8 protein-coding genes are annotated in these 12942 nt (G+C 64.6%); 2 read left to right on the top strand and 6 right to left on the bottom strand.

What is annotated here, in order from left to right:
- Positions 1-33: 33 nt before the first annotated feature.
- Together PX52LOC_RS30065 and PX52LOC_RS30060 are read right to left on the bottom strand one after the other, a co-directional pair.
- Complete coding sequence (locus tag PX52LOC_RS30065) at positions 34-1461, bottom strand: DUF1501 domain-containing protein (protein WP_149113549.1); 1428 nt, start codon at positions 1459-1461, stop codon at positions 34-36.
- An 11-nt stretch (positions 1462-1472) separates the two neighbouring features.
- Complete coding sequence (locus PX52LOC_RS30060) at positions 1473-3947, bottom strand: PSD1 and planctomycete cytochrome C domain-containing protein (protein ID WP_149113548.1); 2475 nt, start codon at positions 3945-3947, stop codon at positions 1473-1475.
- 191 nt (positions 3948-4138) lie between these two features.
- Between PX52LOC_RS30060 and PX52LOC_RS30055 the strand changes: the two genes are divergently transcribed.
- The gene (locus PX52LOC_RS30055) at positions 4139-5101 is read left to right on the top strand and encodes an aldo/keto reductase (protein WP_149113547.1); all 963 of its coding nucleotides are present in this window, start codon (positions 4139-4141) and stop codon (positions 5099-5101) included.
- On the opposite strand, the gene PX52LOC_RS42120 is transcribed toward PX52LOC_RS30055, so the two are convergent.
- On the bottom strand, positions 5102-6355 hold the full coding sequence (locus PX52LOC_RS42120) for an NYN domain-containing protein (protein ID WP_218575186.1): 1254 nt from the start codon (positions 6353-6355) through the stop codon (positions 5102-5104).
- 216 nt (positions 6356-6571) lie between these two features.
- Here PX52LOC_RS42120 and PX52LOC_RS30045 point away from each other — a divergent pair, with 216 nt between their 5' ends.
- Entirely contained in the window at positions 6572-7327 is a 756-nt protein-coding gene (locus PX52LOC_RS30045; RefSeq protein ID WP_149113546.1) for an SDR family NAD(P)-dependent oxidoreductase, read from the top strand.
- On the opposite strand, the gene PX52LOC_RS30040 is transcribed toward PX52LOC_RS30045, so the two are convergent.
- The 3 genes from PX52LOC_RS30040 to aceE form a co-directional block, all read right to left on the bottom strand.
- Positions 7302-8318, bottom strand: coding sequence for a quinone-dependent dihydroorotate dehydrogenase (locus PX52LOC_RS30040; protein WP_149113545.1), 1017 nt, complete (start codon positions 8316-8318; stop codon positions 7302-7304). The two genes, PX52LOC_RS30045 and PX52LOC_RS30040, sit on opposite strands and share 26 nt — an antisense overlap.
- 117 nt (positions 8319-8435) lie before the next feature.
- Complete coding sequence (locus tag PX52LOC_RS30035; RefSeq protein WP_149113544.1) at positions 8436-10055, bottom strand: 2-oxo acid dehydrogenase subunit E2; 1620 nt, start codon at positions 10053-10055, stop codon at positions 8436-8438.
- Between the two features lie 31 nt (positions 10056-10086).
- Positions 10087-12891: a pyruvate dehydrogenase (acetyl-transferring), homodimeric type gene (aceE, locus tag PX52LOC_RS30030; RefSeq protein ID WP_149113543.1), complete on the bottom strand. Its 2805-nt coding sequence runs from the start codon at positions 12889-12891 to the stop codon at positions 10087-10089.
- Positions 12892-12942: the final 51 nt, after the last annotated feature.

Raw genomic sequence — 12942 nt, 5'->3', positions numbered from 1 at the left:
GGACTCTCGAAGGGCAAGGGTTGATCCGGTTCGTCACGCCACGATTTCCTTCACGACGTTCCCCTTCACGTCGGTGAGGCGGAAGTCGCGGCCGGCGTGGCGGTACGTGAGTTTTTCGTGGTCGAGGCCGAGCAGGTGCAGGACGGTCGCGTGCCAGTCGTGGACGTGGACTTTGCCCTCGACGGCTTCGTGGCCGTAGTCGTCGGTGCGACCGTGGGCGTGCCCGCCCTTCACGCCGCCGCCGGCCATCCAGATGGTGAAGCCCTTGCTGTTGTGGTCGCGCCCGTCGGTCCCCTGTGCGTAGGGCGTCCGGCCAAACTCGCCGCCCCAGATCACGAGCGTGTCTTTGAGTAGGCCGCGCTGCTTCAAGTCGGTCAGCAGACCGGCGATCGGCCTGTCGATGGCCTCGCAGTTGTTCGCGAGGTCTTCCTTCAAGTTGCGGTGTTGGTCCCAACCGCCCTTCGTAATCTCGACGAACCGCACACCGGCTTCCAGGAGCTTGCGGGCCATCAGGCACTGCCGACCGAAGCCATCGGTGCCGCCGCCTCGCCGCCCGCCCAATCCACCTCCGAAACCTCCACCACCGTTTCCAGAGCCGATGCCGTAGAGGGCGAGTGTGTCCTTCGATTCGCGGCTCACGTCGATGGCCTTCGGCAACTCCGCCTGCATTCGGAAGGCGAGTTCGTAACTCTCGATCAGCCCATCGACGGCCGGATTCTCGCCGGACTTCGCCAGACTCTCCTTGTTGAGCGACTGTGTGAAGTCGAGTTGCGCTCGTTGGTCGGTGACCGACTGCCGGGGGTTCCGGATGTTGCTGACGTTAGTGCCGCCGCCGAAGAAGCCGCCTCCCCCGCCGCCGATCCGGGTGCCCTGGTAGATGGCCGGGAGGAAGTTGCTGCCGTAGTTCGCGGGGCCGCCGTTGTTCGTCGGCGGGGAGATGGTCACGAAGCCGGGGAGGTTCTCGTTGGCGGTGCCGAGGCCGTAGAGCACCCACGCGCCGAGGCTCGGCCGCGGAAACTGGAAGAGGCCGCAGTGCATTTGCAGGAACGCCTGCGGGTGGTTCGGGATGTCGGTGTGCATGCCGTTGAGCAGGCACAGTTCGTCCGCGTGTTTGCCGACTTCCAGGAACAGTTCGCTGACCGGCAGGCCGCTTTGCCCCTGCTTCGGGAACTTCCACGGCGAACCGAGCAGTTTGCCGCCGAACCGCCCGCGGCCGCCGCTATAACTCTTGCCGTCGTCGGCCGTGAGCTTCGGCTTGGAATCGAACGTGTCCACGTGGCTCGGCCCGCCGTCCATGCACAGGAACAGCACCCGTTTCGCCTTCGCCGGGAAGTGCGTGGCCTTCGGGGCGAGCGGGTTCACCGCCGCGTCGCGGGCGGCGGCGTGGTGCGCCAACGCCGAGAAGGCGAGGAAGCCGAAGCCCGAGCCGGTCGTTTGCAGAAGCTCTCGTCGCGTGAACATGGGCACGGTCCTCAATTCCGCATCAGGAATTCGGCACTGCCGAAGAGCGCCTGGCTGAACGCCGTCCAGGTCTCCCGCCGGCTGTGTTTGTTCGAATACTTCTTGACGAAGCTCTCGGCGTTCGTCTGCTCTTTTGCGCTCGGCGTGCGGCCGTAAATCAGTCGATACGCCTGCCGAATTCGCTCGCTGTCACTGCTGCTCGCGTCGATGAGTTTCGCCGCTGTCGCGTCGGCCTGCCGAATGACGAACGGGTTGTTCAGCAGGAACAACGCCTGCGCGGGGACGGTCGTGTTCGTGCGATCGCCGACAATCAGATTCGGGTCGGCCGCGTCGAAGAGTGCCAGTGATTCTTGAAGGTTGTCGCGGACCGACGGCAGGTAGACCGCCCGGTGCGGGTCGTTCGGGTCGGACGCCACGGCTGATCCCAACCGCGGCCGTTGCGACGGCCCCTCGCCGGCCGCGGCCACACTGGACCCGACCGGGGCTTTGCGATCCAACCGGCCGCTGACGGCGAGCATCGCGTCGTGGATCACCTCCGCGTCGAGGCGGCCGGGCGTCATCCGCCACGCGAGGGCGTTGTCCGGGTCGGCCTCGTGATTCTTGGCGTCGAAGGTTGTCGAGAGTTGATAGGCACGGGTCGTCACGAGATACTTCACGAGTTTCTTCGTACTCCACCCGTTCTCGATAAACCACGTCGCCAGGTGGTCCAGCAACGCCGGGTTGCTCGGCGGTTGGCCGGTCGTGCCGAAGTTGTCCGGCGTGGCGACGAGGCCGCGGCCGAAGAGGTGCAGCCAGACGCGGTTGACGTATACGCGGGCCGTCAGCGGGTTCTCGGCCGACGCGACCCAGTTCGCCAGTTCGAGCCGGCCACTGCCGCGGGTGATCTTCGGCTGTTTCGTAGTCACCACCTGAAGAACGCCGCGTGAGACGGTCGCACCCGGCTTGTCCACCTCGCCGCGGTTGAAGACCGCGCTGTCGGCGGGCCGAAACTTCTCGCGAACGCCCATCGCCAGCAGCTTCGGCGTGCCGTCGTCCTCGTACAGTGACAGGCGACTGCGCTGAATCGCGAGTTGGGCCGCGTTGAAAATGTTCTGGAGCGGTTCGCTGGTTTGCATCTTCTTCTGGATGTCGCGGATGCTCTCCTCGATCCGCGTCCGCTCCGCCGCCGTCAGCTTCTCGGGAATCGCCGAGCGCGAGGAACCTTGCGGCAATGAGATCAGGCTCGACGGCTGATTCGCCTGCGCGAACCGCACGGTGCCGTAGCAGGTCTCGGTGCTGCGGAAGATGCCGGCGAGGGCGTAATAATCCTTCGTTGGGATTGGGTCGAACTTGTGGTCGTGGCACCGGGCACACGCGGCAGTGAGGCCGAGGAACGCCTGGCTGAAAGCGTCAATCTGCTCGTCCACAAGATCGAGTTCGAATTGCAAGCGATTGCGCTCGTTCAGGTTCTTCGTGCCGAGTGCAAGGAAGCCGGTCGCGACGACGTGTTCAGCCTTCTCGCGATCCGTCTTGGCCAAGAGCAAATCGCCCGCGAGCTGCTCCTTCACGAACTGGTCGAACGGCTTGTCGGCGTTATAGGCCGCGATGACGTAGTCGCGATACCGCCAGGCGTGCGGGTAGTTGAAGTTGACCGCCTTGCCGGTCGATTCGCCATACCGGGCCACGTCCAGCCAGTGCCGGCCCCAGCGCTCTCCAAAATGCGCTGACGCAAGCAGTTCCTCGGCTAACTTCGAGACGGCGTCCGGCGACTGGTCTGCTACGAAGGCGTCCACCTGCTCCAGTGTCGGCGGCAGGCCGATCAAATCGAGATACATCCGGCGGACGAGCGTGACCTTGTCGGCCGCCGGCACCGGCTTCAATCCCTTCGCCGCCCACCCGGCTTGCAGATAGCTGTCGACCTGACTGACTCCCGGCTCCTGATTCCTGCCCCCTGCCTTCCGAAGTGGCTGAAACGCCCAGAACTGTCGGCCCTTTTCGATATCGATCTCGTTCTTAACGACCTTCGCCGCACCGTCCCGCGGGTCGGGGGCACCCATCGTCACCCATGCTTTGAAGTCGGCTATCACCGTGTCGGGCAGCTTCTTCTTCGGTGGCATCTGCCGGTCTTCGTCCTTCGTCGTCAGAACGTCGATCAGCAAACTCTTCGTCGCGTTGCCGGGGACGATGGCGGGGCCGGTGTCGCCGCCGCGGCGCAGCCCATCGCGCGTGTCGAGTGTCAGCCCGGCCTTCACCTTCTCCGTTTCCGACGAGTGGCACTTGTAACACTGCTCGACCAACACGGGCCGAATCTTCGCCTCGAAGAACTTCACCTGTTCCGCCGTTGGTGCGTCCGTGAAGCCTTGCGCGGGGCGTTCCACCGGAGCCGCTTTTGCCTTCTCGGCCGGTCGGCGGAACGGATTTTTCTTCGGTGGTTCGTCGGCCGCGAAACTCGGGAGGGCGAGTACCACCGCGGCAAACACGGCCGAGCGCAGGAGTCGGGAACGCATACGGTGGCCCTGCAATCGCGAACGGGTGGTTGATGGGAGTATTTACACCCGAAACCAGCGAGAGGTTTCGATCCGGGTGAGAGTTTACCCGGAATCCAACGCGGGCGGAAATCGCAACTCCTTCGTACCATGTCCTGGTGCGGTGAGTATGAATTTCGGGTGAGAATCCTTTCCCCATCGAGACTTGTGTCATGCAGACGCGGCAACTCGGCAACAGCGACCTTCGCATCACGCCCATCGGCTTCGGCGCGTGGGCCATCGGCGGCGGGGGGTGGGCCTTCGCGTGGGGGCCGCAGGACGAGTCGGAGTCGGTCGCGGCCATCCACGAAGCCCTCGACCTCGGAATCAACTGGATTGACACGGCTGCCGTGTACGGCCTCGGCAAGTCGGAAGAAGTTGTGGCGAAAGCACTCGAGGGCGTTCGCGACCGGCCGTACCTGTTCACGAAGTGCGGCCGCGTGTGGGACGAAACCCGCACCATCGGCAAGCGGCTGAAGGCCGACTCGATCCGCCGCGAGTGCGAGGCGAGCTTGAAGCGGTTGCGCGTGGAGGTCATCGACCTCTTCCAGATTCACTGGCCGGAACCCGACGAGGACGTGGAAGAGGGCTGGGCGGAAGTCGCGAAGTTGCAACGCGAGGGGAAGGTCCGCTGGATCGGCGTGTCGAACTTCAACGTCTCACAAATAGAGCGGGCGGCGAAGGTCGCACCGATCACGTCCCTTCAGCCGCCGTATTCGATGCTCCGCCGTGACATCGAGCCGGACATCTTGCCGTATTGCGAGAAGAACAACGTCGGCGTTCTCGCCTATTCGCCGATGCAGTCGGGCCTACTGACCGGCACCTGGACCCGCGAGCGGTTCAACAGCCTCCCGGCCGACGACTGGCGGAAGGAGAAGAACAAGTGGTTCCAGGAGCCGGCCTTCACCAAGAACCTCGCGGTCGCCGAATTGCTCCGCGAGATCGGCAAGCCGCACGGCCGATCACCCGGCGAGGTGGCCATCGCGTGGGTGTTGCGACAACCGGCCGTCACCGCCGCGATCGTCGGCTCGCGCAAGGCGGGGCAGTTGAAGCAACTGCTCGGTGCGGCCGACTGGCGGCTGACCGCGGCCGAGGGGCAACAGATTCAGGAGCACTTGTCGAAGGAAGGTCTCTGATCAGTCGATGTCGAGACCAGCCCCAAAGCCGTCGAAATCAGTCTTCGGCGGCGCGGGCGGTCGCTTCGGCGTCTCGATTGGCGGGAGCGGTGCGGGCTGCGGTGGGACCGACGGCCGGCGACGCGGGGCTTCGGCCGGCTGTTCGGCACGGACAACCTTCGGGGTTTCCGCGACGGGCGGCGGGACCGGCTTACGAGTTTCGACCGGCGGCGGGGCGGGCTTGCGAGCCTCGACGGGCAGCGGCGGCGGCACGTCGGCTGGCGGCTTGGGGGCAACGCGCGGCCGGTATGTCGGCACTTCGTTTAAGTCCTCGGCCGCGTCGTCGTCCGCGTTTGAGATCGGCTTAACGGGCGGCGGAACCGCGTCCGCGCGCGGGCGACGGCCTTGGCCCTCGCCGCGTGTCCGACCGCGGGGCCGCGCGCCGCGATCAACTGCTTCTTTCTTGACTTCCGCTTCGCGTGCCTTCCGGGGCGTTTTCGGCTCGTTGCCGAACCGCACCACGACGTAGGTACCGCTGCTCGAACTCTTCTCGATGTCGATCAACCCTTGCTTCTGAGCGTCTTCGAGCAGTTCGCTGAACGTGTTGTACCCGTAGTACCCCTCGTTGAACGACGGCTTCTTCCGCTTCATCGTGTCCTTGACCATCGACGAGTAAATCAGCTCCTTATTCTCCCGTCGCAGGGCCAAGAGCGAGTCGATGAGCAGCGTGAACATCTTCTGCTTCTGTTCCGACATGCTTTCCGCGGCGGCCGGTGCGACCACCACGGCCGGTGCCCGGCCGAGGTCTTCGTAGTAGATGAACTCGTCGCAGTTGTCGCGGAGCAGTTCCGAGGTCGCGTTCGCCAGGCCGAGGCCGATGACGTGCTTGCCGAGTTCCTTCAATTTCGACACGAGCGGCGAGAAGTCGCTGTCGCCGGAGACGATGCAGAAGGTGTCGATGTGGTCCTTCGAGTACGCCAAGTCGATCGCGTCCACCACGAGGCGAATGTCGGCCGAGTTCTTGCCCGTCTGCGACCGCTTCGGAATCTCGATCAACTCGATGGCCGACTCGTGTAGTGGGCCGGTGTACGTTCCGAACCGACTCCAGTCGCAATACGCCTTCTTGACGACGATCTTCCCCTTCTCGACGAGACGCTCCAGAACGCGGCCGATCTCGAAACGATCGCGCCGGCCGTTGAAGCCGTGGGCCAGGTTCTCGAAGTCGATGAACACGGCCAGCGTGTGTTCGCGTTCTTCCGCTCGTTGGGTCTTCATAAAGTGGTCGTCCGGGTCGGGATGCCTGTCGGGCTATTGTGGCAACCCCCCGCACCGTTCGACAATCGGAGAACGCACGAAATTACGATCCCGCGCCCCGGAAATCTCCGCACAATCGTCCCGCCGGGGGTGACTCGGACGCGGGCGGCGGGTAAACGTAATCCCACCGCGGCCCACTTTCCCCGGCCGCGACAGACCCCTTGAGTGAGCGGAACGATGACAGAGCAATTTCGACTCGACGGCCAGGTTGCCGTCGTCACCGGCGGCGGGCAGGGCATCGGCGAGGCGGTCTGCCGCCGGCTCGCGTCGGCCGGGGCGAAGGTTGGCGTCTTCGACATGTCCGCCGACAACGCGAACCGCGTGGCGAAGGACATCGGCGGCGTGCCGATGGTCGGCGACCTGACGAAGGAAGCCGACCTGGATCGTGTCTTCGGCGAAGTCGTGAAGGCGGCCGGGCCGGTGAGCATTCTCGTCAACAACGCCGGTGTCGCCAGCCGCAAGGGCCGCGACGTTCCGATTTGGGAGAGCGTGCGCGAGGACTGGGAGTACGTGATGAACATCAACGTCACCGGCCTGGTACTGTGCTGCAAGGCGGTGCTGCCGGGGATGATCGAGAAGAAGTACGGCCGGGTCATCAACATCGCCAGCATCGCGGGCAAGGAAGGCAACCCGAAGATGGGGCCGTACTCCGCGAGCAAGGCGGCCGTGATTTGCCTGACGAAGTCGCTGTCGAAGGAGTTGGTGGGGAAGGGCGACATCTGCGTGAACAGCGTGGCCCCGGCCGTGATTCAGACGCCGATCCTCGACCAGTTGGACCCGGCCCAAATCAACATGATGCTGAGCAAGATTCCGCTCGGCCGCACCGGGAAGCCGGACGAAGTTGCGAACCTGATTCACTTCCTGAGCAGTCGCGAGTGCAGCTTCACGACGGGCTTCTGCTTCGACATCAGCGGCGGTCGGGCGACGTATTGACCGCCCGCCGTTTCAGCCCGCGGGCCAGCCTCGCGGGCAGGAACGGCCCTTCATACACCAACGCGCTGTAGACCTGAATCAAATCCGCACCGGCATCGACCATTCTCGCCGCGGACTTTTCGTCCTCGATCCCGCCGACGCCGATCAGCAATACGCCACCGCCGACGTGCTTGCGAATCTCTTCCACCCGTTGCCGGGACAAGTCCTGAATCGGCCGCCCGCTTTCGCCGCACGGCAAGCCCGTTGGCGAAGTCGCGGCTTTCGTATTCGTCGCGATGACGCCGACCGCCCCCGCCGTCAGACACGCATCGAGCACGGCCTTCAACTCGTCGCCGGTCAGTTCCGGGGCAAACTTCACCAACAGCGGCTTGCCGCCGATGACCGTCCGCACGGCCGACACGAGTTTCGCCATCGCCTCGGCCGTTTGCAAGGCGCGAAGGCCGACCGTGTTCGGCGAACTCACGTTGATCGTGACGAAGTCCGCGTGCGGGGCCAATTTTTCGCCAGCTTCAGCGTAGTCATCTTCCGCCCGCTCGTTCGGCGTGTCCTTGTTCTTGCCGATGCTAATGCCGATAGGGAAGGGCGGGCGGAACTTCAACATTGCCAACCGTGCGGCGACGACATCCGCCCCGTCGTTGTTGAAGCCCATGCGGTTGAACAACGCCCGTCGCGGCACGTCCCGCCACATCCGCGGCTGATCGTTGCCGTTCTGTGGCCGCGGCGTGACGGTGCCAAGTTCGACGAACCCGAACCCGCACGCCCACCACGCGGCCGGGGCAACGCCGTTCTTGTCCATGCCACCGGCAAGCCCGACTCGGTTCGGGAACGTCAGTCCGGCGAAGGTGAACGGGTGGTGGGTTCGCGTGAAGTGATGCAAGAACTTCGTCAACGGCGGCATCCGTGAGAACAGGGCCGTCGAGCGGATCGCTAAGTTGTGAGCGGTTTCGGCCTTGAGCGAGAACAGCAGAGGGCGAAGGAGTGGGTAGAGCATGAAGAGATTTCACCACAGAGGACACAGAGCGCACAGAGAGAAGACCAAGAGTGTTCGGAAGACGAAAACCAAGTCTTCTCTCTGTGCGCTCTGTGTCCTCTGTGGTGAAAAGAGGTCTCAACTCTCCATCAGCAACCGGATCGGGTCGCTGAAGAGTTGGGCCAACCGCGTCGTGAACCTCGCCCCGTCGGCCCCGTCGATGACGCGGTGGTCGTAGGTCAGCGACAGCGGCATCATCAGCCGCGGCACGATTTGGCCGTCCTTCACGACCGGTTGCAGTGTGGACTTCGACAGGCCGAGGATCGCGACTTCCGGGTAGTTCACGATCGGCGTGAAGGTCGTGCCTCCGATGCCGCCGAGGTTGGTGATGGTGAACGTGCCGCCGCGCATCTCGTCGATGGCGAGTTTGCCGGTGCGGGCCTTCTCGGCCATCGTCGCCACGTCCACGGCGAGGTCGCGGATGGTCTTCTTGTCCGCGTCGCGGATCACCGGCACGACCAAGCCTCGCTCCGTGTCCACGGCGATACCGATGTTGAAATACTTCTTCAGGATCAACTCGCCGGCGTTCATGTCGAAGCTGCTGTTGAAGTGCGGGAACTCCTTCAGCACGGCCACGACGGCCTTCACGGCCAGCACCGTCCAGGTGATCTTCGGGGCACCCTTCGGCAGGTTCTCGACGATTCGCTTGCGGCCGGCTTCCAGGTCGGTGATGTCGCACAGGTCGTTCTGTGTGACGGTCGGCATCGTCCGCACGGCAATCGTCAGGTTTCGCGCGATGGCCATGCGGATGTTCGAGACGGCCTTCTTCTCGACGGTCCCGAACTTCGCGAAGTCCGGCATCGGCGGGTGCGCGAAACTGTCGGCGACCGTACCGCCGCTCATGTTCCCGCCGCCGGGCTTTTTCGTCTGCCGCTCAGCCTTCACGAAGCCCTTGATGTCGTCGAGGGTCACGCGGCCGCCGCGGCCGGTCGGCTTAACTTCCGCGAGTGCGACGCCGAGTTCACGGGCCAACCGCCGCGTCGCGGGGCCGGCCGGCGTCAGATCCTTCTTCGTCAAGGTGGCGGTGGGAGCGGAAGCCACCGAAGCCTTCGCCGGGCTGCCGTTCGAGGAGGCCGCCGGTTGGACTTGGGCGGTTGGGTTGGCCGCGGGCGCGGGGACGCTTCCGCCGCTCGTTTTCAGAGTAACGACCGCCTGCCCGACGGGGACCTTCTGACCCTGCTTGACGTGAATCGCTTCCACGACGCCGTCGGCTTCGGCCGGCACTTCGACGGCGGCCTTGTCCGTTTCCACGGCCAAGATGCTTTGCCCGGCCTTCACCGCGTCGCCGACCTTGACCATCACGCCGACCACGGTCGCGGCGTCGATGCCCTCGCCCAGACTCGGGAGACTCATCTCGACCTTGCCACCGCCTGTGGCCGGTGCAGGGGGAGTCTCGGCTTGGGCCGGTTGCGGGGCGGCCTGCTCCACAGCCTTTTGCGGGGCCACGGGCGCAGCCGGCGTCGCGCCACTCCCACTGAACGTCAGCACGAGGCCGCCGACAGGGAGTTTGTCGCCTGGCTTCGCGTGTACTTGGCCGATCGTACCGTCGGCCTCGGCCGGCACTTCAACGGCGGCCTTGTCCGTTTCAACGGCCAGCACGTTCTGTCCGGCCTTCACCGTGTCGCCGGCCTTCACCAGCACGCCGACGACCACGGCCGAGTCGATGCCTTCACCCAGCGGGGGGAGACGAAATTCCATCGAAGACCTTTCGGGATGACGAATCTTGTTCTCACACCGTCCACGGGGCCGGCTTGGTCGGGTCCACGCCCAGGTCGGCGATGGCCTGCTTCACGACCTTGCGGTCCAACTCGTCGCGGTCGGCGAGGCTGGAGAGGGCCGCGATGACCACGCTTTCCGCGTCTACTTCAAAGAACCGGCGGAGGTTCTTCCGCGTTTCGGACCGGCCGAAACCCTCGGTGCCGAGGGAGAGCAACCGCGGCCCCTTCGCGTCCTTCAGGAACGGGCTGAGCGAATCGGACAGCACCCGCATGTAGTCGCTGCTCGCAACGATCGGGCCTTTCGTGCCGTCGAGAACCTGTTGCACGTAGCTCTTGCCGGCCGGTTGGTCGGGCGTGAGGCGGTTCTTCCGCTCGACTTCGATCGCGTCCTTCCGCAACATCTGATAGCTGGTCACGCTGTAGACGTTGCTGGCGATGCCGTACTTCTCGGCCAGAATGCCCTGCGCCCGCAGCACGTCGTTGAGGATCACGCCGCTGCCGAGCAGTTGGACTTCGTGCTTGGCGTTCGACGGCGTGACGGTCTTGTACTTGTAGATGCCGCGGACGATCCCTTCGCGGACCTGCTCGCCGGGCATGGCGGGCATGTCGTAACTCTCGTTGTAAATCGTGAGGTAGTAGAAGCACTCCTCGTTCCGCACGTACATCGCGTTAATGCCGTCCTCGATGATGACGGACAGCTCGTAGGCGAACGCCGGGTCGTATGCGCGGCAGGTCGGCACGGTCATCGCCGCGAGGTGGCTGTGGCCGTCCTCGTGTTGGAGACCTTCGCCGTTGATCGTCGTTCGACCGGCGGTCGCACCGAGGAGGAACCCACGGCAGCGACTGTCGGCGGCGGCCCAGATCAGGTCGCCGACGCGCTGGAACCCGAACATGCTGTAGTAGATGTAGAACGGGATCGTGTTGACGCCATAGGTGCTGTACGCCGTGCCCGCGGCGATGAAGTCGGCCATCGCGCCGGCCTCGTTAATCCCTTCCTGGAAGATTTGTCCGCTCGTACTTTCCCGGTACTCGGTGAGCATGCCCTTATCGACCGGGCGGTAGATCTGGCCGGCCGTGTTGTACATCCCGACCTTGTTGTACAGCGGCGGCATACCGAAGGTCTGGCCCTCGTCCGGCACGATCGGGACGAGGAGTTTGCCGACACCCTCGTCCTTGAACAGTTGCAGCATCAGCGACACCCAGGCGAGTGTCGTCGATTGGCCCTTCGTCTCGCCGTCACCGCCGCCGGTGCCGCCCTTACGCTCGACGTAGAGGCCGGCGAAGTGCTCGCGGGCGGGTGCCTTACACGGCGTGAACTTCATGTTCCGGCTCGGCGTGTATCCGCCGAGGGCCTTGCGCCGGTCGTGCAGGTACTTGATCTCGGGGCTATCGGCCGGCGGAACCCAGAACGGGCACTCGTCGATCTTGTCATCGGGCACGGGAATCTTGAACCGGTCACGGAACCCGCGAACCTGATCGACACCGAGCGATTTCTTCTGGTGAGTGGTGTTCTTGCCGACGCCGCCCTCGCCGGGGATCTCGTAGCCCTTGACGGTCTTCACCAAGACGACCGTCGGCTGGCCCTTGTGTTCCGTCGCCGACTTGTAGGCCGCGTACACCTTGGCAGGGTCGTGACCGCCGCGCTTCAGCCGCGCGAGTTGCTCGTCGGTCAGGTGGGAAACCATCGCCTTGAGTTCGGGCGTGTTGAAGAAGTTCTCGCGGATGAACGTGCCGCGCCGCTTGCCGTGTTCCTCGTAAGGGAGGAACATCTTGTCGGCGACTTCCTGTTTCGTCCGCATGTCCTTGCCGACGAACTCCTGGTACTCGCCGTCAACGACTTCCGCCATCCGCCGGGCGAGAGCGCCCGTGTGGTCGCTCTTGAGGAGGGCGTCCCACTCGCTACCCCAAATGACCTTGATGACGTTCCAGCCGGCGCCGCGGAAGATGCCTTCGAGTTCCTGAATGATCTTGCCGTTACCGCGGACCGGGCCGTCGAGCCGCTGGAGGTTGCAGTTAATCACCCACGTCAGGTTGTCGAGTTTGTCGCGGGCGGCGAGGCTGATGCACCCGAGGCTTTCCGGCTCGTCGCACTCGCCGTCGCCGAGGAACGCCCAGATGCGGGTGTCGCCGGCCGTCGTCGAAAGACCGCGGTCGCGGAGGTAGCGGTTGAAGCGAGCATGGTAGATGCTCATGATCGGGCCGAGGCCCATGCTCACGGTCGGGAACTGCCAAAAGTCTGGCATCAGCCACGGGTGCGGGTAGCTGCTCAAGCCGCCGCCGTCGGCGAGTTCACGGCGGAAGTTGTTGAGTTTCTGCTCGGGCAAACGGCCTTCGAGGAAAGCCCGGCTGTACGGGCCGGGGGAGGCGTGGCCCTGGTAGAAGATCACGTCGCCAGGGCTGGTCTCGGTCGGGCCGCGGAAGAAGTGATTCCAGCCGACTTCGTACAAGGTTGCGGAACTGGCAAACGTGCTGATGTGCCCGCCGACGTTCGTGCCCTTGTTCGCCCGCTGCACCATCGCCATCGCGTTCCAGCGGACGGCGTTTTTAATCTTGCGTTCCAGGTCGCGGTCGCCAGGGTATTGGGGCTGGTCTTCGACGGAGATGGTGTTGACGTAAGGCGTGTGGCGGCCGGTCGCGGTTTTTACGCCGGACTTGCTGGCGATCTGGTTCAGGGTGTCGAGGAGGAATTGCGCCCGCTCCGGCCCCGCGTGTTTGATGATCGCCTCAAGGGCGTCCCGCCACTCGGCGGTTTCCTGTGGGTCGGCGTCCGAGTGGACGGGAGACAAATTGGAGAGCGTTTCCGGGTTCGCGAGCATCAAGGAACCTCAAATGACGTTCGGCCGTGCCGAACCGGCCACGCCGATCGG

Origin of the sequence: Limnoglobus roseus, assembly GCF_008254045.1 — a bacterium.
In the GTDB taxonomy this organism is placed as follows: Bacteria; Planctomycetota; Planctomycetia; order Gemmatales; family Gemmataceae; genus Limnoglobus; species Limnoglobus roseus.
This window is presented reverse-complemented; position numbering and strand designations above follow the sequence as displayed.

What these genes read in the sequence shown, in the direction of transcription:
- PX52LOC_RS30040 (WP_149113545.1), bottom strand. Translation starts at nt 8,318, where the DNA reads ATGCTCTACCCACTCCTTCGCCCTCTGCTGTTCTCGCTCAAGGCCGAA.
- PX52LOC_RS30035 (WP_149113544.1), bottom strand. Translation starts at nt 10,055, where the DNA reads ATGGAATTTCGTCTCCCCCCGCTGGGTGAAGGCATCGACTCGGCCGTG.
- aceE (WP_149113543.1), bottom strand. Translation starts at nt 12,891, where the DNA reads ATGCTCGCGAACCCGGAAACGCTCTCCAATTTGTCTCCCGTCCACTCG.
- PX52LOC_RS42120 (WP_218575186.1), bottom strand. Translation starts at nt 6,355, where the DNA reads ATGAAGACCCAACGAGCGGAAGAACGCGAACACACGCTGGCCGTGTTC.
- PX52LOC_RS30055 (WP_149113547.1), top strand. Translation starts at nt 4,139, where the DNA reads ATGCAGACGCGGCAACTCGGCAACAGCGACCTTCGCATCACGCCCATC.
- PX52LOC_RS30060 (WP_149113548.1), bottom strand. Translation starts at nt 3,947, where the DNA reads ATGCGTTCCCGACTCCTGCGCTCGGCCGTGTTTGCCGCGGTGGTACTC.
- PX52LOC_RS30045 (WP_149113546.1), top strand. Translation starts at nt 6,572, where the DNA reads ATGACAGAGCAATTTCGACTCGACGGCCAGGTTGCCGTCGTCACCGGC.
- PX52LOC_RS30065 (WP_149113549.1), bottom strand. Translation starts at nt 1,461, where the DNA reads ATGTTCACGCGACGAGAGCTTCTGCAAACGACCGGCTCGGGCTTCGGC.